Annotated in this window: 20 protein-coding genes; 4 read left to right on the top strand and 16 right to left on the bottom strand. The window is 70.8% G+C overall.

The window, feature by feature from the left end; translation table 11 throughout:
• Nucleotides 1-143: 143 nt before the first annotated feature.
• The 7 genes from hemW to CIK71_RS12895 all read right to left on the bottom strand — a co-directional run bounded on the left by hemW (nt 144) and on the right by CIK71_RS12895 (nt 7,675).
• Nucleotides 144-1,292, bottom strand: a complete 1,149-nt coding sequence (hemW, locus tag CIK71_RS12925; protein WP_096166089.1) for a radical SAM family heme chaperone HemW — start codon at nt 1,290-1,292, stop codon at nt 144-146.
• Nucleotides 1,289-2,041, bottom strand: a complete 753-nt coding sequence (locus CIK71_RS12920; RefSeq protein WP_096166088.1) for an MOSC domain-containing protein — start codon at nt 2,039-2,041, stop codon at nt 1,289-1,291. The genes hemW and CIK71_RS12920 overlap by 4 nt, the downstream gene beginning before the upstream one ends.
• Nucleotides 2,042-2,107: 66 nt before the next feature.
• The gene (gene lepA, locus CIK71_RS12915) at nt 2,108-3,982 is read right to left on the bottom strand and encodes a translation elongation factor 4 (RefSeq protein WP_096166087.1); all 1,875 of its coding nucleotides are present in this window, start codon (nt 3,980-3,982) and stop codon (nt 2,108-2,110) included.
• 126 nt (nt 3,983-4,108) lie between these two features.
• The gene (locus CIK71_RS12910; RefSeq protein ID WP_241963851.1) at nt 4,109-4,753 is read right to left on the bottom strand and encodes a M23 family metallopeptidase; all 645 of its coding nucleotides are present in this window, start codon (nt 4,751-4,753) and stop codon (nt 4,109-4,111) included.
• Nucleotides 4,750-5,076, bottom strand: a complete 327-nt coding sequence (locus tag CIK71_RS12905; RefSeq protein ID WP_096166086.1) for a hypothetical protein — start codon at nt 5,074-5,076, stop codon at nt 4,750-4,752. The genes CIK71_RS12910 and CIK71_RS12905 overlap by 4 nt, the downstream gene beginning before the upstream one ends.
• A gap of 15 nt (nt 5,077-5,091) precedes the next feature.
• Entirely contained in the window at nt 5,092-6,009 is a 918-nt protein-coding gene (locus CIK71_RS12900) for an alpha-E domain-containing protein (RefSeq protein WP_241963850.1), read from the bottom strand.
• Entirely contained in the window at nt 5,987-7,675 is a 1,689-nt protein-coding gene (locus tag CIK71_RS12895) for a circularly permuted type 2 ATP-grasp protein (protein WP_176485649.1), read from the bottom strand. The genes CIK71_RS12900 and CIK71_RS12895 overlap by 23 nt, the downstream gene beginning before the upstream one ends.
• 62 nt (nt 7,676-7,737) lie before the next feature.
• Here CIK71_RS12895 and CIK71_RS12890 point away from each other — a divergent pair, with 62 nt between their 5' ends.
• Both CIK71_RS12890 and rpsT read left to right on the top strand, forming a co-directional pair.
• Nucleotides 7,738-8,388, top strand: coding sequence for a type II toxin-antitoxin system PemK/MazF family toxin (locus CIK71_RS12890; protein WP_096166084.1), 651 nt, complete (start codon nt 7,738-7,740; stop codon nt 8,386-8,388).
• Between the two features lie 413 nt (nt 8,389-8,801).
• On the top strand, nt 8,802-9,068 hold the full coding sequence (rpsT, locus tag CIK71_RS12885; RefSeq protein ID WP_096166083.1) for a 30S ribosomal protein S20: 267 nt from the start codon (nt 8,802-8,804) through the stop codon (nt 9,066-9,068).
• Nucleotides 9,069-9,166: 98 nt separating this feature from the next.
• Here the strand turns inward: rpsT and holA are convergent, their stop codons facing one another.
• The 8 genes from holA to CIK71_RS12845 all read right to left on the bottom strand — a co-directional run bounded on the left by holA (nt 9,167) and on the right by CIK71_RS12845 (nt 20,526).
• Nucleotides 9,167-10,153, bottom strand: coding sequence for a DNA polymerase III subunit delta (holA, locus tag CIK71_RS12880; RefSeq protein WP_096166082.1), 987 nt, complete (start codon nt 10,151-10,153; stop codon nt 9,167-9,169).
• 34 nt (nt 10,154-10,187) lie between these two features.
• Nucleotides 10,188-12,548, bottom strand: coding sequence for a ComEC/Rec2 family competence protein (locus CIK71_RS12875; protein ID WP_096166081.1), 2,361 nt, complete (start codon nt 12,546-12,548; stop codon nt 10,188-10,190).
• Nucleotides 12,549-12,584: 36 nt separating this feature from the next.
• A complete protein-coding gene (locus CIK71_RS12870) occupies nt 12,585-13,493 on the bottom strand; it encodes a ComEA family DNA-binding protein (protein ID WP_096166080.1) in 909 nt (302 codons plus the stop codon).
• A gap of 94 nt (nt 13,494-13,587) precedes the next feature.
• Nucleotides 13,588-14,418 carry a vitamin K epoxide reductase family protein gene (locus CIK71_RS12865; protein WP_114306322.1) on the bottom strand — a complete coding sequence of 277 codons (831 nt, stop codon included), beginning with the start codon at nt 14,416-14,418 and terminating at the stop codon, nt 13,588-13,590.
• A gap of 51 nt (nt 14,419-14,469) precedes the next feature.
• Entirely contained in the window at nt 14,470-15,465 is a 996-nt protein-coding gene (locus tag CIK71_RS12860; protein ID WP_096166079.1) for an NAD-dependent epimerase/dehydratase family protein, read from the bottom strand.
• On the bottom strand, nt 15,462-18,104 hold the full coding sequence (locus tag CIK71_RS12855; protein WP_096166223.1) for an alpha/beta fold hydrolase: 2,643 nt from the start codon (nt 18,102-18,104) through the stop codon (nt 15,462-15,464). Before CIK71_RS12855 ends, CIK71_RS12860 begins: the two co-directional genes overlap by 4 nt.
• A gap of 50 nt (nt 18,105-18,154) precedes the next feature.
• Entirely contained in the window at nt 18,155-19,192 is a 1,038-nt protein-coding gene (locus CIK71_RS12850; protein ID WP_096166078.1) for a 3-oxoacyl-ACP synthase III, read from the bottom strand.
• Nucleotides 19,193-19,395: 203 nt separating this feature from the next.
• The gene (locus CIK71_RS12845; protein WP_096166077.1) at nt 19,396-20,526 is read right to left on the bottom strand and encodes a sugar phosphate isomerase/epimerase family protein; all 1,131 of its coding nucleotides are present in this window, start codon (nt 20,524-20,526) and stop codon (nt 19,396-19,398) included.
• Nucleotides 20,527-20,590: 64 nt separating this feature from the next.
• Here CIK71_RS12845 and CIK71_RS12840 point away from each other — a divergent pair, with 64 nt between their 5' ends.
• Both CIK71_RS12840 and CIK71_RS12835 read left to right on the top strand, forming a co-directional pair.
• Nucleotides 20,591-21,880 carry a GNAT family N-acetyltransferase gene (locus CIK71_RS12840; protein WP_096166076.1) on the top strand — a complete coding sequence of 430 codons (1,290 nt, stop codon included), beginning with the start codon at nt 20,591-20,593 and terminating at the stop codon, nt 21,878-21,880.
• Between the two features lie 222 nt (nt 21,881-22,102).
• Nucleotides 22,103-22,714 (top strand): thymidine kinase, encoded by a 612-nt coding sequence (locus CIK71_RS12835; protein ID WP_096166075.1) that lies wholly within the window; start codon nt 22,103-22,105, stop codon nt 22,712-22,714.
• A 176-nt stretch (nt 22,715-22,890) separates the two neighbouring features.
• Here the strand turns inward: CIK71_RS12835 and CIK71_RS12830 are convergent, their stop codons facing one another.
• Nucleotides 22,891-23,274, bottom strand: coding sequence for a hypothetical protein (locus CIK71_RS12830; protein ID WP_096166074.1), 384 nt, complete (start codon nt 23,272-23,274; stop codon nt 22,891-22,893).
• Nucleotides 23,275-23,356: the final 82 nt, after the last annotated feature.

Below are 23,356 nucleotides of genomic sequence, written 5' to 3'. Positions count from 1 at the left end.
GGCATCCACGTCACGCCGTCGTCCTCGCACTGCCGGATCCGGGGAGCGATCCTCCGCGGCAGCAGCTCGGTAGGGACCTCGATCCCCAGGGCAGCGTCACGCTGCCCTGGTCGGCCTCGGACGAGGCGAGCTCGTCGACGGGCTCAGGGCACGAGGTCGCGAATGACCGCATCAGCCAAGAGCCGGCCTTCCCGGGTCAGCACCGCGCGCCCGGCGTCCAGGGCGACCGCGTCCAGGTGGCCACGCTCGCGGTGCACGGCGAGCATCGAGCGGGTCTCCTCGGGCACCTCGTGCACGGGCAGACCGTCGGCGATGCGCAGCTCGAGCATGATCCTCTCGAGCAGACGGTCCTGAGCGCTCAGCCGCTCGGAATCTGCGACCGGGAGGCTGCCGTCGGTCATCGCGGCCGCGTACCGGCTGGGGTGCTTCACGTTCCAGGAGCGCAGGCCGTCGCGGTGACGGTGCGCCCCGGGTCCGATCCCCCACCAGTCGCCCCCGCGCCAATAGGCGAGGTTGTGCCGCGAGCGATGCTCCTCGGTGCGCGCCCAGTTGGAGACCTCGTACCAGGAGAGTCCGTCGGCCGCTGCGAGATCGTCGACCAGCTCGTACTTGTCTGCCATGTCGTCCGGGTCGGGAGCCTCGAGCTCGCCCCGACGCAACTGACGGGCCATCGCAGTGTTGCCCTCGATGATCAGGGAGTACGCGGACATATGGTCGACGCCGCAGGCCAGCGCGGCCTTCACCGAGGTCTCGACATCGGCGAGGGTCTCCCCCGGCGTGCCGTAGATCAGGTCCAGGCTCACCGCGAGTCCCGCCTCACGCGCCCAGGCGACGGCCTGTGGGACCCGCTCGGGATCATGAGTGCGATCCAGAGTGCGCAGGACCGAGCGCACTGCGGACTGCATGCCGAAGGAGACGCGGGTGATCCCGCCGTCTGCCAGCTGCTGCAGCGAGTCCTTCGTCACGGAGTCCGGGTTCGCCTCGGTGGTGACTTCGGCGCGTTCCGCGAGCGGGAGCAGGGTGCGCAGATGGGTGAGCATCGCGACGAGATCGTCGGCCGGCAGCAGCGTGGGAGTGCCGCCGCCGAAGAAGACGGTCGAGATCTGGTCGTAGTCGTAGCCCGCGGCGCGATCGGCGGCGAGGGTCAGATCCATCTCGCGCATCGCATTGGTGGGGTACTCCGCCTGGGATCCGCCGCCGCCGAGCTCTGTCGCGGTGTAGGTGTTGAAGTCGCAGTATCCGCAGCGCACCGCGCAGAACGGGACATGGACGTAGACGGAGAGGTCCTTCACAGCCCCATCCCCAGTCCGAGCCCGCGACCGGTCGACGCCAGGCGCTCAGGGAAGTCGTTCTGCTCCCCGGCGCGGGACAGCACGGTGCGAGCCGAGGCCACCAGCGAGTCGTACAGCACGGTCTCCGTTTCCTGCGCCCAGTCCAGCAGTGCGTGCGCCTGCTCCGCGGTGAGTCCGCGGAAGGCGTCCCCGATGCTCACCCCGTGCTCGGGCCGATGGAGGACCTCGATCTCGTCGCCGGCGGAGACCTCGCCCTCGTCCACGATGCGGAAGTAGGCCCCGGCCCGGCCGGCGGCCGTGAAGTGTCGACCCCAACGACGATCACCGATCCAGGCGGCGAAGGTGCCGCACGGATTGCGCGGTGTGGTCGCCTCGATCTGCGCCGAGCCGATCCGCCAGCGCTCTCCGATCACGGTCTCGTCGGTGTCATGGCCGAGGGTCACGAGATTCTCGCCGAAGGAACCGTCGGGCAGATCGAGCTCGCGTGCTGCGGCGTGGGCCTCGCGCACCTCGCGGGAGAAGGCGTAGACGGCTTTGAACAGTCCGCCGTGATGCTCGCGGTCGCCCTGGACATCCCCCAGGACGCCATGGGTGAGCAGACGGATCGGCTGATCGACGGGACGCTTGTCGATCCCGCTCATCAGGCCGCTGGCCTCGACGGGGAACAGCTGCGCGACGGTGCAGACGGCGGCGATGCGCCCCGGTGCGGTGCGGTCGATGTCGACGCTGAGGGTGGTGGGTGCGGTCATCTGTCCGGTCCTCCTCGAGGGTCGGTCCCGAGCGCGATCATGCGGCGGTCATGCCGCCGCGCGTCGTCACTTCTTCTTGGAGTCCTTGGGCATGTCGCCCTCGTCGGAGGAGAGCGCGGCGATGAAGGCTTCCTGCGGGACCTCGACGGACCCGATGTTCTTCATGCGCTTCTTGCCCTCCTTCTGCTTCTCGAGCAGCTTGCGCTTGCGCGAGATGTCACCGCCGTAGCACTTGGACAGCACGTCCTTGCGCATCGCGCGGATGTTCTCGCGAGCGATGATGCGCGCCCCGATGGCGGCCTGGATCGGCACCTCGAACTGCTGGCGAGGGATGAGCTTCTTGAGCTTCCCGGCCATCTCGACGCCGTAGTTGTAGGCCTTGTCGCGGTGCACGATGGCACTGAACGCATCGACCGGCTCGCCCTGCAGGAGCATGTCGACCTTCACCAGATCCGCGACCTGGGAGCCGGAGATGTCGTAATCCAGCGACGCGTAGCCGCGCGTCTTGGACTTCAGCTGGTCGAAGAAGTCGAAGACGATCTCTGCCAGGGGCAGCGTGTACCGCAGCTCGACGCGGTCCTCGCTGAGGTAGTCCATGCCGCCGAGCATGCCTCGCTTGGACTGGCACAGCTCCATGACGGCGCCGATGAACTCGCTGGGCACCAGGATGGTGGCCTTGGTGATCGGCTCACTGATCTCGTCGACCTTGCCCTCGGGGAAGTCGGAGGGGTTCATGACCTCGACCTCGGTGCCGTCCTCCATGATCACCTGATACACGACGGACGGGGCGGTCGAGATCAGCTCGAGGTTGAACTCGCGCTCGAGCCGCTCGCGGATGATCTCCAGGTGCAGCAGGCCCAGGAAGCCGACGCGGAAGCCGAAGCCGAGGGCGGTGGACGTCTCCGGCTCGTAGTTCAGCGCGGCATCGTTGAGCTTGAGCTTGTCCAGGGCGTCGCGCAGCACCGGGTAGTCGGAGCCGTCGATCGGGAACAGCCCGGAATACACCATCGGCTTCGGATCCGCGTAGCCCTCGAGGGGCTCCTCGGCTCCGCGGACGGAGGTGGTGATGGTGTCGCCGACCTTGGACTGGCGCACGTCCTTCACGCCGGTGATCAGGTACCCCACCTCGCCGGGGCCGATGCCCGGGGTGGGATGCGGCTCCGGGGAGCTCACGCCGATCTCGAGCAGCTCGTGGTGGGCTCCGGTGGACATCATGTCGATCCGGTCGCGGGACTTCAGGTAGCCATCGACCACCCGGATGTACGTGACCACGCCGCGGTAGGTGTCGTAGACGGAGTCGAAGATCATCGCACGGCACGGGGCATCCGACTCGCCCACCGGGGGCGGGAGCGTCTTGACGACATGATCGAGCAGGTCCTCGACGCCGAGGCCGGTCTTGCCGGAGACGCGCAGCACGTCATCGGGGTCGACGCCCACCAGCTGGCCGATCTCTGCGGCGTACTTCTCGGGCTCGGCGCCGGGCAGGTCGATCTTGTTGAGCACGGGGATGATGGTGAGGTCGTTCTCCATCGCGAGGTACAGGTTCGCGAGGGTCTGCGCCTCGATGCCCTGAGCGGCGTCGACCAGCAGGATCGCGCCTTCGCAGGCGGCCAGCGAGCGGGAGACCTCATAGGTGAAGTCGACATGCCCCGGCGTGTCGATCATGTTCAGCGCATAGTTCGTGCCGTCGACCTGCCACGGCATGCGCACGGCCTGGCTCTTCACAGTGATGCCGCGCTCGCGCTCGATGTCCATGCGGTCCAGGTACTGGGCGCGCATGGCGCGCTCCTCGACCACGCCGGTGATCTGGAGCATGCGGTCGGCGAGCGTCGACTTGCCGTGGTCGATGTGCGCGATGATGCAGAAGTTCCGCAGCCGCTCCTGGGGCGTCGACGCGGGAAGGATGTCCCGGGCCTGGTCGGCCGCGATCCTCGGGGTCACCGGCTTACGTCCTCTCGTCCGTGCGTATTCCGCTCCGCGGGCGCGCGGAGCATCGGCTCATCGTCTCATGGGGCCGCGATGCGTTCCTGCAACGCCGCCGTGCGGGGGCCGACGTCACACCGGGGGTCACGGCTCCCCGAGGAGCCCGCCGTCGCGGGGAAGCCCTCCGGGGAGGTCGAACGCGACGGGTGTCGCCGTGACCGGATCCGCGTGATCCATCAGCTGCAGGTGGAGATGGGGCTCCGTGCTGTTGCCCGAGTTCCCGCATCTCGCCAGCAGTCGACCCGTCTCGACCGTCTCCCCGGGCACGACCTCGATGCTGCCTCGGCGCAGATGGCACAGCGCGAGGAACACGCGGTCCTGCGGCGGGCCCAGTCGGATCAGGACGTGGTTGCCGGCCAGGGAGGCCCATCCCGCGGCCGCGCGCCGGGACTGCGTGAGGGCGTAGCGGAGCGATGGGAGGCCGCGGTGGGCAGGATGGTCCGCTTCCCCGTCGTGCACCGCGTGGACGATCCCCGGAGCTGGGGAGAGAACCTCCCGGCCGAACCCGGGGAACTCCTCGGGGCGCTGCGGGACGAGAAGCGCGCGGAGGCCGACGGGCGCGGTGCGCCCCCGGTCGTCGACCGGCACGAGGTCCAGGGCCTGCGCGGTGGCGAACAGCTCGGTGCCGTGACTGGGCACGCGGCTGGCAGGGCTGTTCCTGGCGACCATGAGCCCCCGCATGGGCAGCTGGAGACCGATGACGCGGGTCGGCTCGTCCGCCCCGGTCACGGAGGACCGTCAGGATGCGGAGCGCTGTTGAACCCGAGCAGCCGCTCCCCCATCACGGCCCAGGCCGAGAAGGCGACGACGCCGATCCCGAACGCCTCGCGCGCAGTTCCCGCCTCGGCGGACCGCCCTGAGGCCGCCCGCATCAGCACGAGCCCCGCGAGGAGATTCGTCGCCCCCCAGAGGGCGTTCACCGTTGCGGGCGAGTCACGACCCGCCAGAGGGGTGAGCATCGTCCGGCCTGCAGCGGCCGTCGCCAGGTGCGGCAGGGAGTTGGCGCAGAGCACTCCGGCCGCGGCAGCGGTGACCAGCGGTCCACGTCGCACGTCGTGCCTCCTGATCTAGGCGGCGGGGTTGAAGTAGGTCGTGCCGAGCGCTCGGGTCACCGCGCCGGTGACCTTCTGCAGCTGCTCCATCTCGTCCTCGAAGTCCGCGACGATGTCGTCCAGCGAGCGGAAGCGCAGGCTCGCGGCGGCGCGGCCGACGATCCGTCGGCCCGGTTCGGACGTGCCCATGCGGTCGAAGCTGCTGCCGTGGAGCTTGGCGAGCGTCTCGAGCGCTTCGTCGATCTCCAGCAGACAATAGGCGGCCGACCGCGGGAAGATCGAGTCCAGCAGCAGGAACTCGATCGCCTGTGCGGCACGCACCCGGCCCCGGTAGGAGCGGATGTACGCCTCGTGGGCGCTGCAGCTGCGCAGCAGCATCACGGTCGCTCCGTCGGACTTGTCCTCCAGATCGTGGGCCTGCAGGATCCGGGCGATCATGTCGACCCGCTCCAGGAGCATGCCGATGCGCAGGAACAGCCAGGCCTCGTCACGCGTCATCGACGCGTCCACCAGACCGCTCACCACGGCGCACCGGTCCTTGGCGAGCTGGAACGCGCCGTGCATGCGCGAGGGGCGCACGCCGCGCGGCATCCCCAGCGCGGTGGTGTTCAGGGATTCCCACACCTCGGTCGAGAGCACCTCACGGGCTCCGCGGGCGTTCTCGCGAGCGGTCTGCAGCGCTCCGGAGACCGACGAGGGGTTCTGGCGATCGGTCACCAGACGGTCGATGACGCCCTGGACGCTGAGGTCGGCGCTCGCGTCATCGGTGATGCCGAAGATCTCGTACACGCCGGCGCAGGCGAGCTCGACGTCCTCCGAGGCGTCCTCGGTGATCGACTGGAGCGTGACGTCGAGGATCCGGGCCGTCTGGTCCGCGCGCTCCACGTAGCGGCCGATCCAGAACATGGAATCAGCGATCCGGCTGAGCATCATCGGCCCCCTTCGTCGTGGCGGTGTCGTGCGTCTCGGGAACGTCGACGTCCTGATCATCCAGGATCCGGATCGCCGCGGTCACGGGATCGGGCTCCCGCGTGGGCTCCTCGGAATGGTCCTCGGGCAGGTCGTCGAACTCGTCGTAGTCGTCGTCCAGCGGATCCTCGATCCGCTCGTCCTCAGTCCCGGAGGTCTCCGCAGGCGCTGCAGCAGGTCCGGAACCCGCAGGACGCGCGAGCACCCACGTGTCCTTAGAACCGCCTCCGCGCGAGGAGTTCACGATCATCTCGCCCTCGGGGAGCGCCACGCGGGTGAGTCCGCCGGGAAGCACCCAGATGTCGTCGCCGCTGTTCAGCGCGAACGGCCGAAGATCCGCGTGGCGCGGCTCGGGCCCGGACTCGACCAGGGTGGGGATCGTGGACAGCTGCACCACCGGCTGAGCGATCCAACCGCGAGGATCGGCGAGCAGGCGATCCCGCAGCCCGTCGAGCTCTCGGCGAGAGGCCGACGGGCCGATCACGATGCCCTTGCCGCCGGAGCCGTCCACGGGCTTGACGACGAGCTCGTCGAGCCGGTCGAGCACCTCGGTGAGCGAATCCGGCTCCTCGAGACGCCAGGTGTCGACGTTGGGCAGCGCCGGCTCCTCGTTCATGTAGTACCGGATCAGATCGGGCATGTAGGTGTAGGTCAGCTTGTCGTCGCCGATCCCGTTGCCGATGGCGTTGGCGAGCACCACGTTGCCGGCGAGCACCGCGCGCACCAGACCCGGCACTCCCAGCATCGAATCGGGCCGGAACACCTCCGGGTCGATGAAATCGTCATCGGTGCGCTTGTAGATCACGTCGACCCGGCGCAGCCCGGCGGTGGTGCGCATGTAGATGCGCTCGTTGCGCTCGACCAGGTCGCCGGCCTCCACCAGGTCGACGCCCATGGTCCGTGCGAGCAGGGAGTGCTCGAAGTAGGCGCTGTTGTAGCGCCCGGGCGTCAGCACCACGACGGTGGGATCCTCGTCGGCGATCTCCGCAGCGGCGGCCTGGAGCGCGGCCAGCAGACGACCGGGATACTCGCCCACCCGCCGCACAGGACGGTCGCCGAAGAGCTCGGGGAAGGTCTGCGCCATCGCCCTGCGGTTCGAGAGCACGTAACTGACCCCGCTGGGGGTACGCACGTTGTCCTCGAGCACCCGGAACTCACCGTCACCGTCGCGCACCAGATCGATCCCGGAGATGTGGATGCGCACGCCGTTGGGCGGCCGGTAGCCCCGCATCTCGTCCACGATGTAGGTGGAGGAGCTGATCAGCTCGGCAGGGATCACGCCGTCGGTGACGGCGGACTGCTCGGTGTAGAGGTCGTCCAGGAAGCACTCCAGTGCGCGCACCCGCTGGGCGATGCCGCGTGAGACCCGGGACCACTCCTCGGCGGCGATGACGCGAGGGATCGCGTCGACGGGGAAGGGGCGCTCCTCTCCCGCGTAGTCGAAGGTGATGCCCTGGTCGAGATAGCTGCGGGCGAGAGACTCCGAGCGTGTCCGGAACTCCTCGTGGCCCAGTCCCGACAAGGCGTCGTGCAGCGCGGCATAGGTGGGACGCACCGAGCCATCGGGAGCGAACATCTCGTCGCCGGTCGATCCGGTCTCGGCGCGCTGGAACAGCGAGTTAGCGTGCATGCCTACCATCGATACACCGTACCCGCGCCGACGGGGTGTGCTGCATCCTGGAATCGAGAATCATGTCCCTGTCCTCCCGGTTGTCCTCCGTGCTGCGCTTCGCAGCCCGCTCTCCCGCAGTTCGTCGTGGGGCGCGCGACCTGGGTCGTGCCGCCGTCCGCGCGGTGTCGACCACCGGACGACGCGGCGAGTCCGGCACCCGGTCCCCCGCTGACGGGCACCGCTCCGATGCGTCCCGCTCCAGCGCTGCGGTCTCTGATCAGGTGCTCCAGGACCGGAAGCCCTCGAGCCCCGTCGCGATCAGCTACTCCCCGCACGCCGATGACCGCCCCGATCCGGGCGAGGTCGTGTGGGCGTGGGTCCACTACGAGGAGGACCTGGGCCAGGGCAAGGACCGACCCGTGCTCGTGCTCGCCGAGGAGGCGGCAGCCGCCGGGGGCGCCGACGGTTCCGGCCAGGTGCTGGTGGCGCTCATGCTCACCTCGCGGGACCGGGCGAGGGCCGGCGAGATCACGACCGATGAGTACGGCTCCACCTGGGTGGACATCGGTGCCGGTGACTGGGACCGCAAGGGACGGCCCTCCGAGGTGCGCGCGGACCGACTGCTGCGGCTGGACCCAGCGACCGTGCGGCGGGAGGGCGGACGGCTGGACCGGTCGCGCTTCGACCGGGTCGCCGACGCGGTGCGCTCCACGCACGGCTGGCCCGTCTGAGCTCACCTGCGCTCACCTGCGCTCACCCTGCCAGGCCAGGCCTCGCCCCGCCTCGCCTGACCAGGACTGACCCTGACTGACCTCGGCTGGTCATGGCTGACCTCGGCTTTCGCCCCTCCACGGCACGCAGGAGAGGTCGGTCCGTACGACGACGAGACACCGCGCACACCGGGTGCGTGCGAGGAAGCTGCTCTGGTAAGGTCTTACCTCGTATGTGTGACATACCGTTCGGTGTGCGCATGCCGTGATCCCGTTGTGTCTCAGGGGGTGATGGCGGTGCGACCCGGGCGAGTACCCGTGGCAGCGACCCCGGTATCGACGTCTCCAGGCGAATCCCCACCGCCGTCCCCGTCGGTTCCGTTCCTCGGCCGCCATGGATGATCCACCTCAGCAGCACTAGAGAAGAGTCTTTCGTGGCAAACATCAAGTCCCAGATCAAGCGGAACAAGACGAACGAGAAGGCGCGTCTGCGCAACCGCACCGTCAAGTCCGAGCTGAAGACCTACATTCGCAAGGTCAAGGCCGCCGTCTCCACCGGTGACGCCGACGCTGCCGACAAGGCGCTCCAGGCCGCCTCGCGCAAGCTCGACAAGGCTGTCTCCAAGGGCGTCATCCACCAGAACCAGGCTGCGAACCGCAAGTCCGGTCTCGCGAAGCTGGTCGCCGGCTCCGCCAAGTGACGATGCTCGTCGGCGGCACCCCCGCCTGACAGCATGAGGAAGGGCCCGATGCGGAATGATCCGCGTCGGGCCCTTTGTCTATGCCTGCCCCCTTGGGCTCAGCGCGCGCGGCGCGCTCGGCAGATCTCCATCACCATGCGCTGCACGGACCAGCGCGGATCTCGACCTGCGCCCTTGACCTCGTGATCGGCGCGGGCCACTGCTTCGAGCGCGCGAGCCAAGGAGCGACTGCTCCAGTTCCGGGCCTCGCGCGAGAGATTCCGCAGCATCCAGTCGGGCATGCCGAGGGTGCGCGCATTCGCACCGGGAGCAGTCACTTTCGCGAGCGACCTCATCTTCGATGCGATGGCCGCGACGATCGGCACCGGATCGGCACCCGCGAGCTGGGCCTGCTGGAGCAGCTGGAGCGCCTCCTGCTCGCGCCCGGCGATCGCGGCGTCCGCCACGGCGAAGGCGGTGGACTCCACGCGACCCGCGGTCACCGAATGCACCTCGGAGCTGGTGATCGGAGTGGCCTGCTCCCCTTCGTCCGGCGTGGTGTCCTCGATGAGCTGACGGCTGATGGCGGCGAGCTCGGCCAGGTCCGTCCCGAAGGCGTCGACGAGCGCCGTCACCGCATCGGGCTGGATCCGACGCTCGGCGCGGGCGAACTCGGCGGCCACGAACGCCTGTTTGTCCCCCGCACGCTTGACCGGACTGGCATCGACCCGTGGCACGCCGGCCTTCTTCAAGGCGTCCAGCAGCTTCTTGCCCCGGTTGCCGCCCCGGTGCACCAGGACCAGAGCCACCTCGGGTTCGGGGCTCTTCACGTACTCGAGCAGCTCGAGCACCAGGGCGTCCGGAGCGGACTGCAGATCGGGCACCAGCACGAAGCGCGGTTCTCCGAACAGGGACGGACTGGCGACCTGCGACAGCGCGCCGACACCGGCGGCATCGGCGGAGAGCTCATGGATCGCCACGGACGGATCCGCCGCCTTGGCCAGCTTTCGCAGTCGCTGCACGGCACGGTCGGCGATCAGCGCCTCGGTGCCGTGGACGAGCACGATCGGTGCGAGGGCGACACTGTGCCACTCGACATCGCTCACGGGAGCTCCTCACTGCTCGGGGACCTGCATGATCCTATCGGGCGGGGCCGACAGCGCGAGCCGCGGCTGGATCCGCCGAGGGAAGCACGACAGTGCCGTGCTGATCGGTGCGGATCACAGCGGTGCCGTCCTCCCGCAAGAGCTGCAGGACGTCGTCGGTGGGGTGCCCGAAGGTGTTGTCCTGCCCCACCGTGATCAGGGCCAGATCGGCGCCCAGCAGGTCGTAGAGCTCCTCGTGCTGGCGCCGCGAGCCGTGATGGGCGACCTTGACGACGTCGGCCCGTCCCGGACCCGCGGCAGCCACCTGCTCCTGCGCGGCGGGTTCGAGGTCCGCCAGGGAGACCATCCGGGTCCCGTCCGGCCAGGTCGCCGCGACCACGACGGAGCAGTCGTTGGCCGCGTCCCCCTCGCCGGATCCGTCCTCCCGGGCGGTCGCGACGATCGCATCCTGCGCGGACCCCGGCCAGAGCACCTCGAGCGCCAGCCCCTCGCGCTGCCAGGAGTGCCCCGTGGTGGCGACCGTGACGGGTACGTCCGGCACCACGGAGCGGGCCGCGTCGGGCAGCGGGCAGATCCACTGCTCATCCGGCGCCCTGCTCCCGGTCAGCGCCTCCCGACCTCCGGTGTGGTCGGCGTGGGGGTGCGTCAGCACGAGCAGATCGAGACGGTGCACGGAGAGTCGGTCCAGGCAGTCGCGCAGGGCCGCTGGGTCCGGGCCCGTGTCCAGCAGCACGGTGGTCTGCTCCGCGGTGCCGTCCGCCGACCGCAGCAGGATCGCGTCGCCCTGGCCGACAGCGCAGACGGCCATCGTCCACTCGGGCGCGCCGTGCGTGGGAAGGTGCCGCGCGAGTCCGGGAGCCAGTGCTGCGACCAGGACGGCGGCCGTCGCCCAGCGCACGAGCGGTGCTCGGCGCGCGGCGATCGCGATCGTGAGCGCGAGGATCGCCGAGATCGCCAGCAGAACGCCGGTGGCACCGGCCGGCACGGTGATCCGGGACCCGGGCAGGGCGTCAGCGGTACGGGCGATCAGGAGCACCAGATGGGCGCCTCCGGCGGCGACGGTGTCGAGCAGGCGGGCGGCAGCGGGCCAGAGCGTGCCGACGACGAGGGCGAGGAGCCCGACCACGGTGGAGGGCCCGACCAACGGGCCGACGAGCATGTTGACCGGCACCGCCCAGAGCGAGATCTCGGGGGTGAGCAGGATCAGCAGTGGGGTGCACGCGAGCTGGGCGACGAGCGGAACGGCGATGACCAGTGACAGCCCCTCCCCCAGCCGCTGCCCGCTCGCCTCCGCGATCGCGGAGGCGAGCGGCGGGGCCGCGATGAGGATGGCTGCGGTGGCGAGGGCGGAGAGCAGGAAGCCGACCGACGCCGCGGTCACCGGATCCAGGACCGACCACAGGGCCACCGTGAGCGCGAGCACTGCGACCGGCGAGGCACGCACTCCGGCGAACCGCGCAGCGAGCAGCGGAACGGCCATCGTGGCGGCGCGCTGCACGCTGGGCTCGTCCCCCACCAGCCAGACGTACCCGGCGACCACTGCCCCTGCGATCACGATCCGCGGGCGTCGGCGCACTCCGGCAAGCAGCAGCGGGCCGAGCACGGCGGCCAGGACGAGGGCGATGTTCGCGCCCGAGACCGCGACCAGGTGGGAGATCCCGGCGCGACGCATGATCTCCTCGGACTCCTCGCTGAGACCGGTGGTGTCGCCGCTGGTCATCCCGCGCACGAGGGCGGCTTCATCGGCGGGCAGGTGGTCGGTCGCGGCGCGGGCCTGCTGTCGCAGAGCATGCCGGGCGGTCTGGGCCCAGGCTCCCGGTCCGCTCCCGTGCAGCGGTGTCGCCTCAAAAGCGGACAGCACCACCAGCGAACCGCTGGTGCGGAGCACTCCTCGTATCCGGATCGGGTCGCCATCACGAGCGCGCGCGAGACCGGGTGCCGCCTCGCCCTGGGCGCGCACCAGGAGCGGCAACGAGGCGGGCAGCGTGACCTGCTCGCGACCGAGGCGTGCGGGCCCGCGCTCGGTACGAGCCATCACCTGGAGACCGCCCTGCGACCAGGCGGGGCCGGACGCAGGGGGCGAGGGGTCACCTCCTGCGATGACCGTGAGCTCCACGACCACGCCCTCGGCAGCGGCGTCCTCGAGAGTCTGTGCGGCGTCGCCGTGGCGCAGGAGGGCCGGGAACAGGAGCACCCCGGCGAGCACCACGATTCCCACATGGGCGAAGAGGGCCTGACGAGGCCCGTGGCCCGCCAGCACGATCACGGTGAGCGCGAGGGAGATCAGCAGCGCCCCTGCGGCGACAGCGGCAGCTGCGCCGGCGGCCACCCCGAGCACTGCGAGCGCCCAGATGCAGGCGGCAGCGGGGAGCAGCCGCAGATCAGCGCGCTGCACCGGGCGGTCCATCGAGTGGTGCGGAGGCTGCGAGGTTCATACCGTCGCCTGGTCCCGGATCTTCTCGAGGGTCGCTGCGCCGATGCCCGAGACCTCGAGCAGTCCATCGACCGACGTGAACGGGCCGTTCTTCTCTCGGTGCTCGAGGATCCGCTGGGCGATCGCCGGCCCCACCCCGGGCAGCTCCTCGAGCTGGGCGGCATCAGCGGTGTTGAGGTTGATCAGTGCGCCGTCGCCGCCGGTCGACGACGACGTCTCCGGTGCGCCCCCGGACGCGGGTGGTGGAGCGGCTCCGGGCGCAGGCGCCGCTCCGGCCGGCGGGTCCTCACCGGGCACCGCCACGTGGATCTGCTCGCCGTCGGCCAGTGGACGGGCGAGGTTCACCGACTCCAGATCAGCGTCGTCCCGAGGGCCGCCGGCAGCGCTCAGGGCGTCGTCCACGCGTGCGCCGGGGGGAAGGCGGACCACACCGGGGTCAGCGACCGCTCCGGAGACGTGCACGACGAGCTCCTCCGGTCCGTCGGCGTCACCCGGAGCACCTGCGCCGCCCGTATCGGGCGACGCGCCGGCGGAGGCGGAGCCGTTCGTTCCGGCCCCGTCCGCCCCGTCGGCGTCGTCATCGCTGCTGCCGATCGGCGCGCCGCCCGCGGCCTCCGCAGTCTCCGCGTCGGGCTCTCCGGAGGCACCGGACGGCACGGCGACGACGCTGCCCGGGTCATCGACCGGGACCGCCGATCCGGTGCTGGAGAGGTGGATGACGCCCACCGCGATCAGCACGAGCACGGCGATCCCCACCAATGCCGAGGGCGTTGGAGCCGGCAGCGCTAGGCGCCGGGACGGCTTCTGCGCCGTGTGATCGCGCCGCTCGATCAGCGCCTGTCCGGTGCGCCGATGGCGCGCCGCCGTGCCGCGCGGCGTTCTCGAGGACCCCTCGTGCTCTCCCATGCCCGCGACCCTAGGGAGCGGCCGGCGAACCGGTCACTCCCGGGCGGGCGAGTGGGGATGCAGGACCCCTGGGGAGGAAAGGTCCCGGCCGCTGTCAGCCGATCCCGATCATGGCCAGCCACTGGTGCCGGAACCGGGCCAGGATCGCGACGATCACCAGCAGGTACCAGACCACGGAGAGCACCACCCAGTGGCGCAGGACTGCCGCGACGCCGGCGGGCGGGCGCAGGTCGCCGCTCTCCACGGTGCGCGCGAGGGTCGCGAAGAACATCGGCGCACTGACCGTCCAGACGACCATGCACCATGGGCACAGCGCGCGGATGAAGAAGATCGCGGAGATCGCGAGGAAGTGGACGTAGCCGAAGGCGAAGGTCACCCCGCCCAGCCGAGCCCAGCGGAACCAGCCGGGCAGCTGCGTGCCGCTGAGCATGAGGGCCCCGACGACGCCCATGATCGCGAACCCGGCCAGTCCGATCGCCTGGTTGGGCAGCCCCAGCGCGGAGGCCTGCCAGGTCATCATCACGTTCCCGCAGGAGATGAACGGGTTGATGTCGCAGGAGAGCGAAGCTCCGGGGTTCTCCAGCAGCACCTCCTTGTCCAGCAGGAGTGCGAGTGCAGCGATCCATCCCAGGAGCGAGCCGATCAGCAGTACGGCCCCGGTGCGTCGGGGCCCGGCCCGGCGCACGGCCGCCCGTTCCGCGGCGAGCTCGGCGTCGATCTCCGCGAGGAGCTCGTCGTCCGTGGGTCCAGTCGTCCCCCCGGAGCCGGAGGATCCGGCGACTACGACGGATCCGTCGACTCCGTCAGCTCCGTCGGGTCCGGAGCTCGACCCACGCGACCCCCGGCCGGCGACGTGCTCCGTGCTGTCGTCGGGCAGGTCGTCACGGGTGCTGTCACGGTCGGAGGCGGCGTCGTGCTGGCTCATGTCGGTTCCCGAATCTTCCGTGCGGAGGGGTTCGTGCGGCGCCGCGAGTGCTCAGTCGGTGACCGGGTGCTCGCGGAACCAGGCGGCGAGATGCTCATTGCCCTCGTCCATCGTGACGCGGGGCGTCCACTGCAGGCGCTCGCGGGTACGGCGCTGATCGAACCAGTGCGCCGTGGACATCTGCTCGGCGAGGAACTCCGTCATCGGCGGCTCGTCGAAGCCGGGGCGCTTCTCCCAGATCTTCTCCACGACGCGGCCCGCGAAGCGGCCGACGGAACCGGGGACGCGCAGGGTGGGACGACGCACGCCGGCGGCGTCGCACCAGCCGTTGAACACGTCGCGCACCGTGCGCGGCTCACCGTTGGTGATCACGAAGCTCTCGCCGTGGACGTCCTCGATGCGGTCGTAGGCGGCGATGATCGCCTCGGCGGCATTGGTCACGTAGGTGGTGTCGATCAGGGCCATGCCCTCATCGAGGAGCGGCAGCCGGCCACTGCGGGCACGATCCACGATGCGCCCCACCAGCTGGGTGTCCCCCGGGCCCCACACGATGTGCGGGCGCACGGTGGTCACCAGCAGGTCGTCCTCGCCATCGGCCGCCATGGCCAGCAGCTCGGCCGAGGCCTTGGTGCGCGAGTAGGGGCCGCGAGCGCGCTCCGGGTCGGCCGGGGCGGCGTCGAGTCCCTCGATCGCCCGTCCGAGATGGGCGACGGACGGCGAGGAGACGTTCACGAGCGAGCCGCCGCCCTGGGCGCGCAGGGCGTCCAGGACGTTGGCGGTGCCGTCGATGTTGATCGCGCGGTATTCGTGCTCGGGTCCGGAGATCGACACCTTCGCCGCGAGATGGACGACGGCGTCGGCCCCCTCGACCGCGCGCCGCACCTCGTCGGGCGCGGTGAGGGAACCGGTGACGTCCTCGACGCCGGGGATCCCCGCGGGGCGGCGCTGGAAGGCGCGCACGCGGGCACCGCGGTCACGCAGGGTCGTCGCCACAGCGCCCCCGAGCATTCCGGAGGCGCCGGTGACCAGGATCGTCGGGGCGCTCACAGGGCGTCGGCCCTCTCGCCGCGCAGCGTCTGGCCCGCCCAGCGGGACAGCGCCGCCCGATCGATCTTCGAGTTGTGCCGGATGTCGGTGGGCAGAGCGCTGGTCGTGAACACGGCCACCACCTCGGCGCCGGAGCGCTCACGGACGCTGCGGCGCACGGCCTCCTGGAGGGACGTGGAGGCGGCGCGCGGCTTGCCGGGCCTGCCGGGCCTATAGCCCTCCTCGGTCTCGAGGACGACGACGACCTGCTGGGTGCCACGGGGCCCGACGGCGGCCGCGCCGGCACGCCGCACCGTCGGCACGGTCTCCGCGGCCTCCTCGATCTGCACCGGGGTGAACAGCCCGTCGGCCGTCGCGAGAACATGGTCCGCGCGGCCCTCCACCCAGAGCCGGCCCTCGGCGTCGAGATGGCCCACATCGCCGGTCGCGTGCCAGCCCTCGAAGCGCATCGAGTGGTGCGTGGTGCCCCAGAGCATCAGGTAGCGGTCGCGCACATGCGGTGCCCGCACGAGGATCTCCCCGCTGCGTCCGGGGACGTCGGAGAGTTCGCCGGTGGTGCGACCCTCCCCGTCCATCTCGGCGATGGCGATCTCGACGCGGGGAACGGGCCTGCCCACGCACACGCCGGAGCCTTCGCCGGCCGCCTCGATCCCCTCGAGATCGATGGCGGCCACGGCCAGGCACTCCGTCATCCCGTACGGCGTGAGCGCCCGGGCATGCGGCATGAGCGTGCGCAGCTCGCGCAGCAGGTGCGCGGGGATCGGGGCACCGGCGGAGAAGAAGCTGGCCGCGCTCGCGATGGCGGCGCGCCCGTACTCGTCCAGCTGGGCAGAGGTGTCCAGAATGTTGCGCAGCGCCGCAGGGGCGGTGAACACGGCGGGCTCGCCGAGAGCGTCGATCGCCTCGGCGAGAGCCGGGGCGGTGAGCTCACCGGGACGGGTGATGTCCATGTCCGGGACGACGGTGGGCGCGCCGAGGGCGGGGCCCAGCAGGGCGAAGGGCGCGAACCCGGCCACGAGGCCGCGCTCGGGGTCCAGCTGCAGGGTGTCGCCCACCGCGGTGAACATTGCGCTCATCTGCCGATGGGTGTACACGGCGCCTTTGGCGGGTCCGGTGGAGCCGGAGGTGAACAGGATCGCGGCATCCGCGTCGGCATCGGGCCAGGGGGCGTCCAGCGGTGCACCGAGGTCGCGCATCAGCGAGCCGGAGGTCGCCAGCTGCGCGATCGAGCTCTCCACACCGAGGGCGGCGCGGTCCACGGTGGGCAGCTGCTCGACGCTGAGGCGTCGGCCGGGCCAGCCCATGGCGCGGGCGCCCACCAGGGCGGTCTTGATGCCGATCAACCAGTCCGGATGGGACCCGACCACGGCGCGGGTGAGCCCGGGGATGCCGAGTCCGGCGTCCGCGATCACGGCGACGGCCCCGATGCGCAGGCAGGCGTAGAGCACGCCGGTGAGGTCGGCGCCCGGGGTGATCAGGATGCTCACGCGATCACCGGGACGCACGCCGTGGCCGAGCAGGCCGGCCGCGATGTCGTCCACGCGACGGTTCAGCAGCGACCACGAGATCTCGCGGCGTTCGCCGTCGGGCCCTGACATCTCGACCACGGCGGGCCGGTGCGCGTGGGCGGGGTCCGAGGCCAGGCGGGCGATCGGTGCGCCCACATGACGCTCCGGGACCTGCTCCGCAAACGACGAGACCGGGCGCGGGCTCGCGATCCGCTCGGCGGGTTCCTTCTGGGCGGCCGACGGGTCCAACCGCTCACGCAGCCAGTCGGAGACGAGTCCGGCGACGTCGGCATCTTCCCAGACGAGGTGGGAGGTCTTCTCGAAGCGATGCACGTCGGCGTGGGGGACGCGGGAGATCAGATCGCGCAGATAGCGGTCCGAGAAGGTGACGTCGCGCGGGCCCCAGGCCAGGAGCGTGGGGACCTGGAGATCGCCGATGCCGGCAGCGAGCCGCTCGAGCGTGGGGCGCGAGGGGTGCGTCGCCTCGGCCGGGATGTCGGCGACGAAGTGCTCGATGCCCTTGCGGCGCGCACGGGACCGGTACGGCGCGAGATAGGCGTCCTGGACCTCGCGGGGCAGCGGCGGCCGCGACAGCGCGAGAGTGGTGCGCAGGAACCCGTCGGTGAGCGAGGTCGAGGCGGGCAGGAAGGCAGGAGCCGTGGCCAGCTGGAGCGCCTTGGGGAGCTTCTCCCCCAGCTCCTGATGGATGCCCGTATTGGTGAGGATCATCCCGGCCAGGTCATGGCGGTTGTCCAGGGCCCAGCCGACGGAGACGATGCCGCCCCAGTCGTGGCCCACGGTCACCACCGGGCCGCGCACGGAGAGCGCGTCGGTGAGCAGCGACAGGTCGGTGATGCGGTCCTGCAGGCGACGGTTGGTGCCGGTGCGCTCGGACCAGCCCATCTCCAGCTGGTCCACCGCGATCAGGCGCCAGGGGATGTCCTCGCGCACCAGGGAGCGGAACAGGAAGGAGTACGTCGGGTTCCCGTGCACGGCCAGGAGCGTGCCCTGCGGGGTGATGCCCCGTTCGGCCAGCAGCGGACCGGAGTCCAGCAGGTGCCAGCGGCGCAGTTCGCCGGCGTGATCACGCACCTCCACGGTGCGGCTGATACGAGGGTCGACGCCGGGCATGCCGGGCACCTCGGGGGTGGCGGCGCGGCGGCGGCCCTTGGCGGCGGCGTTCACCACTCGACCTCCATCATCGCGGTGTTCAAGCCGGAGCCGACTCCCATCAGGAGCACGCGCTCACCCCGTTTCACGTCGTCCTGGATGCTGGCCAGGGTCATCGGGACCGCCTCGGCGGCCACGTTCCCCCAGTCGGGGAAGGTCACCGGGATGCGTTCCATGCCCACGCCGGTGATCTTCGAGAAGTTGCGGGTGTAGACCATCGACACCTGATGCGGGATCACGTGGTGGATGCTCTTGAAGTCGAGGCCGTCCTCGTTCGCGCCCTTCCAGGTGTCCAGGATCAGCTGGATCCCGTTCTCCAGCAGCCCGGCGGAGTCGGTGCGCATGTCCTGCATGTCCGCGACGCACAGCTCGTGATGCTCCGTGCCGGCACGGGACTGGGTGTGCTTCAGGCGGTGACCCTCGGGATGCTTGTCCGTCGGGCCGATGACCGCGGCGGCCGCCCCGGACCCCAGGGTCAGGGAGGCGAACTGGTTGTTGAAGTCGGCCCGGGTCGAGTTCTTCGCGTTGAGGCGGTCGATGGTCCCGCGCTGGACCTGCTCGACGTCCTCGGCACCCACGATCAGGGCGTACTGGATCTGGCCCGCATCGATCATGCCCGCCGCCATCGTCATCGCGTTGACGAAGCCCAGGCAGGCGTTGGTGATGTCGAAGTTCATGCAGCTGGAGGGCATGCCGAGCGAATGATGGATGCCGGTGGACACCGCCGGCTCGAGGTGCTGACGGGAGACGGAGGCGTTGATCAGCAGACCGACCTGGTCGCGCATGATCCCGGCCTTGGCCATCGCCCGCTCGGCGGCGAGCACCACGCCCTGCTTCCATCCGTTCTGGGGATCGCGCCACCAGCGGCGCTCGTAGACGCCGGCGACCCTCTGCAGCACTCCCTTGGGCAGCCGCAGTCGCTTGCGGGCCGGGGAGAGCATCTCGTCGATCTCGTCAGAGGTGACCGTGACCTGCGGGAGGGTCATCTCGACCGAGAGCAAGGAGGCATTCCGGTGGACGAATCCTGTGTTCCCGTTCCCGTTCGCCATCTGCGTGCGCTACCTCGTTCATCGTGGACGTTTCGTGGTGGCATGACCGCTGGCCGAGGCCGTCGCGGGCTGCCTGGCTCCGAAGGTTCTCTCGAGTTCGGGGTCCGGCACATGCGGTCGCCATTGTCCCACCGGCACCTGAGGGCTGCCTGCTCGGGTGGCGGATCCCACGTCGGTCCAGCGCTCACCCAGGAACCAGCATCTCATGGGGCGGGGCGGTCGGCGTCTGCCGGCCCCTGGTCCCGCGACTCCGGGGATCCCGACGTCTGATCAGGGCCCGGTGCGTCGGAGACGGTGCCGCCGGCTCCGTCATCCACGTCGTCCACGTCGTCCACGGGACCCCCGGCGTCCCCGGCGTCCACGCGACCGCTGTCCAGGTCCGCACCCAGGTCGTCGTCGTCGAGGTGATGCCCCAGGTGGTGGCGGGCGAACAGGAGGCACTGACGCAGGGTCTGCTCACGGGTCTCGGCGCTCCCGCTCGTGCTCACCTCGAGCAGCACCGATCCCTGCCATCCGCGATTGGACAGCCGCCGCAGCACCTCCGCGCAGGGCTGGTTGCCCTCCCCCGGCGGCAGGTGCTCGTCCTTGGTGGTGCGGCCCGAGCCGTCCGCCAGATGCAGGTGGGTGAGCCGGTCCCCGAGCCGGTCGATCATCTCCAGCGCATCGTCGCCCGCGGTGGCCGCATGGGAGAGGTCGACGGTGACATGGGAGTAGTCCTCATCGGTGGGGTCGTGGTCGGGCAGGTAGTTGAGCAGCTCGCGCACGCCCAGCCGCCAGGGGTACATGTTCTCGACCGCGATCGCGACGCCGTACTTCTCCTCGAGCGCCGCCACCCCGTCGACGAAGCCGCGCGCATAGCTCCCCTGCCAGCGGAACGGCGGATGCGCGACGACGGTGGGAACACCGAGCTCCTGCGCGATCTGCACCGTCCGCTCGACCTTCACCCAGGCGTCGCGGCCCCACAGCCCCTGCAGGAAGAACAGCGTCGGCGCGTGTAGGGAGAGGATCGGCTGGTCGTACCGCTCGGAGTACTCGCGCAGGATCTCCGGGTCCTGGCTGTCCTTGGGATAGGACACCATCACCTCGATGCCGTCATACCCGATCAGATCCGCCAGCCGGAACGCCTCTTCGACCCCGGCGGGGAACACCGACGAGGTCGACAGACCCACCGGGATCCTCCGCTGAGGATGCTGCTCGCTGCGCGGGTCCCCGGCCGACAGGCGCCTGGAGAGCGTCTCCCGGCTGGTGCGCTGAGCACGGTTCGGGCGGGTCAGCGGCTTGCGCGCACCGCTGCGCGGCGCACTCGTCGACTGACGGTCACGGCGTGGCGTCACGGCATCTCCTCGGCATCGGATGGGCGGTGCCAGTATGCAACAGGGGCACCCTAGACTCTCGATCATGCGCGTCCGAGAACTCACCGTCGATGACAACGTGGCCTACCGATCCCTCAGCGCCGGAGCCTTCGGCGGCGGGTTCGAGGCGGTCGAGAGCAGACCGTTCTCCGCCGGGGAGACCGCCATCGGCATCGGCTCCGAGCAGCTGCCCGGCGGTGCCCCGGGTGTGGTCGCGGCCGGCGCCCGCATCCGCCATGACCGCATCACGCTCGGCGGCGGGGTCGTGGACTGCGGCGGGATCAGCGGGCTCGCGGTGCACCCCGCGCACCGCGGTGACGGCCTGTTCCGGGAACTGATCACCGCGACCATCGCGCGCTGCGCCCAGGAGCAGCTGCCGATGTCGATGCTGTATCCCTCGCACCCCGCGATCTATCGCCGCGCCGGGTACCAGGTGGTCGCCTCGGTGCAGCGGCTGCTCGTCCCGATCGTGGATCTGCAGCATCTGCCGAAGATGCCGGACCGTCGTCTGGTGCCCGTGACCGGGGCCTCGATGCCGCGCCTGCACGGCCTCTACCGCGAGCTGACCGCCGAGGACAACGGGATGCTCACGAGGGAGGGGCCGCTGTTCCCGGCCGGCCTGCCCTCCGGAGGATGGTCCGCGCTGCTGCTGGAGGATCATGACGGGATCGCGCACGGCTACGTGTCCTGGACCCGCACCGCTGGCGAGAACGGTGGAGCCGGCCTCGAGGTGCACGAGATCCTGGGTCGCACCCGCGAGGATCGCCTCGCCCTGCTGCGGTCGCTGGGCTCCTGGTCGACGGTGACCGAGAGCGTCGTGCTGCGGGTGCGCACCGAGGATCCCGTGCTCGATGTGCTTCCCGGGTCCGGCGCCCGGCCTGTCGACGGCCTGCCGCTGGTGATGATGCGGGTGATCGACACCGCTGCGGCTTTCGAGGCACGTCGTGCTCCGGCCGGGCTCGCCGGCGCGGTGCGCCTCGTCGTCGAGGACGACACCGTGCCCGAGGGCACCTGCCGGTCTGCGGGGTCGTGGCTGCTCTCGGCGGCCGACGGGAGGGTCGCCGCATCCCCCGATGAGGGGAGCGCTCCCGAGGACGGGAGCATCCCGGGTGACACGGGCGTCCCCGATGCGGCGAGCTCGCCGGGCGGGGAAGCCGCCGAGGTGCTCGGGACCGCCCGGTGGGACATCCACGCCGCCGGTCTGCTGCTGATGGGCGGGCGGACGCTGGCCGATGCGCGTCGTCTCGGGCTCTCCGCGATCGCCGACCCCGCCGCGGAGCAGTTCCTGGATGCGCTGCTGGCCGGCCCTCGACCGAGCGTGCTGGACGCCTTCTGAGGCGCGCTCTGCCGCACGGAGCGCACGAGGCCGTCCGCTCCGTCGGCATCTGCTGCGTCCGCGGCATCCGCAGCGTCTGCGGCGTCTGCGGCACCGGCGTTCGGCGCAGCCGCGGCTTCCGCAGCTTCCGTCTCCAGGCACTCAGCATCGCCGCCGCAGGCCCCGTACCCTGGGGCGGCCGTCCCACCCGGCCCCAGCCCACCGACCTCGGAGTTCCCTCGCATGGCCAAGCTGCATTTCAAGTACGGAGCGATGAACTCCGGGAAGTCCGACACGCTCATCAAGACCGCGTACAACTATGACGAGCGGGGCCTGGCCACCCTCACCGTGAAGCCCGCCCTGGACACCAAGGGCGAGAGCTGGGTCGTCGCGCGGGGCGGTGCCCGGCGCCGGGTGGACGTGCTCGCCCACCCCGGGGAGGACCTCAGCGTTCGGATCCCCGCGATGGCCGACCAGCGAGACCTGCGCCCGCTGCACTGTGTGCTGGTCGACGAGGCGCAGTTCCTCGAGCCGCTCCAGATCGACCATCTCTTCACGATCGCCAAGCGCGACGGCATCTCGGTGATCTGCTACGGGCTGCGCACCGACTTCCGCACCGAGATGTTCCCCGGGGCACGGCGCCTGTTCGAGCTGGCGGACAACGTCGAGAAGCTGCCGACGATGTGCCGCTGCGGCTCGCAGGCCGAGTTCAACCGACGCGTCGTGGACGGTCGCCATGTGTTCGAGGGCGCTCAGGTCGCGATCGACGAGGTGGGGGATGTCAGCTATGTGTCGCTGTGCGGCCCCTGCTTCATGCAGGAGCAGGAGCACGCCGGGGTGAGCCTGCTCGGTTGAGGTGATCGTGCCGGGATCTTCCGTCGGCCGGCCCCGGCGCCTCAAGGCGCCCGGTGCGGATTACTCGACGAGCCGCGCCACCTGAACGGGCACCGCGCTCCCCGAGGGGAGGCACGGTGCCCGCTACGTCATGGGGTCCACGCGGTGGCGTTCACGCGCCGCGCGGCCCGCGGCTCTCAGGAGCTGAGGGGATGATCCTCGCCGACCGCGGCGTCGCCGCCGGTGCTCGCGGTGTCCTCGGACTTCCCGGCGAGGGCCGAGGCGTCCTCGTCGAGCTCGTCCTGGTCGCCGCTGAGACGGTCCTTGGCGTTCGAGGCCGCTCCGGCCACCGCGCCCTGCGCGGCGGAGGCGACCTCAGGGGCCTTCTCCTTCACGGTCGACGCCGTGTCACGAGCGGTCTGGCTCGCCTTCTCCTTCGCCTCGGAGGCGCGTCGCTGCACCTCGGGGTCATCGGCCACCTGCCGTGCGGTGCGCTCGAGCGACTCGTACGGCCCACGGCCTGCGCGAGAGCCGACCACGAAGCCGATCGCGAGTCCGGTCAGGAAAATGAGCTTCTTCATCACTGCCTCCAGGGAACGTCGGTGTCGTGGACGGCATCGTGTCACAGCCGCATCACGATCACCGGTTCTGCCTTACCGAGCG

Origin of the sequence: Brachybacterium alimentarium (assembly GCF_002332425.1) — a bacterium.
GTDB lineage: Bacteria > Actinomycetota > Actinomycetes > Actinomycetales > Dermabacteraceae > Brachybacterium > Brachybacterium alimentarium.
Note: the sequence above shows the minus strand (reverse complement) of the source record. Positions and strands in the feature narration are given on the sequence as shown.

Excerpts from the sequence above, each read along its gene's own strand:
- CIK71_RS12920 (WP_096166088.1), bottom strand. The coding sequence starts at position 2,041 with ATGACCGCACCCACCACCCTCAGCGTCGACATCGACCGCACCGCACCG.
- CIK71_RS12900 (WP_241963850.1), bottom strand. The coding sequence starts at position 6,009 with ATGATGCTCAGCCGGATCGCTGATTCCATGTTCTGGATCGGCCGCTAC.
- CIK71_RS12895 (WP_176485649.1), bottom strand. The coding sequence starts at position 7,675 with ATGCACGCTAACTCGCTGTTCCAGCGCGCCGAGACCGGATCGACCGGC.
- CIK71_RS12890 (WP_096166084.1), top strand. The coding sequence starts at position 7,738 with ATGTCCCTGTCCTCCCGGTTGTCCTCCGTGCTGCGCTTCGCAGCCCGC.
- CIK71_RS12870 (WP_096166080.1), bottom strand. The coding sequence starts at position 13,493 with ATGGGAGAGCACGAGGGGTCCTCGAGAACGCCGCGCGGCACGGCGGCG.
- CIK71_RS12865 (WP_114306322.1), bottom strand. The coding sequence starts at position 14,418 with ATGAGCCAGCACGACGCCGCCTCCGACCGTGACAGCACCCGTGACGAC.
- CIK71_RS12855 (WP_096166223.1), bottom strand. The coding sequence starts at position 18,104 with ATGCCCGGCGTCGACCCTCGTATCAGCCGCACCGTGGAGGTGCGTGAT.
- CIK71_RS12850 (WP_096166078.1), bottom strand. The coding sequence starts at position 19,192 with ATGGCGAACGGGAACGGGAACACAGGATTCGTCCACCGGAATGCCTCC.
- CIK71_RS12840 (WP_096166076.1), top strand. The coding sequence starts at position 20,591 with ATGCGCGTCCGAGAACTCACCGTCGATGACAACGTGGCCTACCGATCC.
- CIK71_RS12835 (WP_096166075.1), top strand. The coding sequence starts at position 22,103 with ATGGCCAAGCTGCATTTCAAGTACGGAGCGATGAACTCCGGGAAGTCC.
- CIK71_RS12830 (WP_096166074.1), bottom strand. The coding sequence starts at position 23,274 with ATGAAGAAGCTCATTTTCCTGACCGGACTCGCGATCGGCTTCGTGGTC.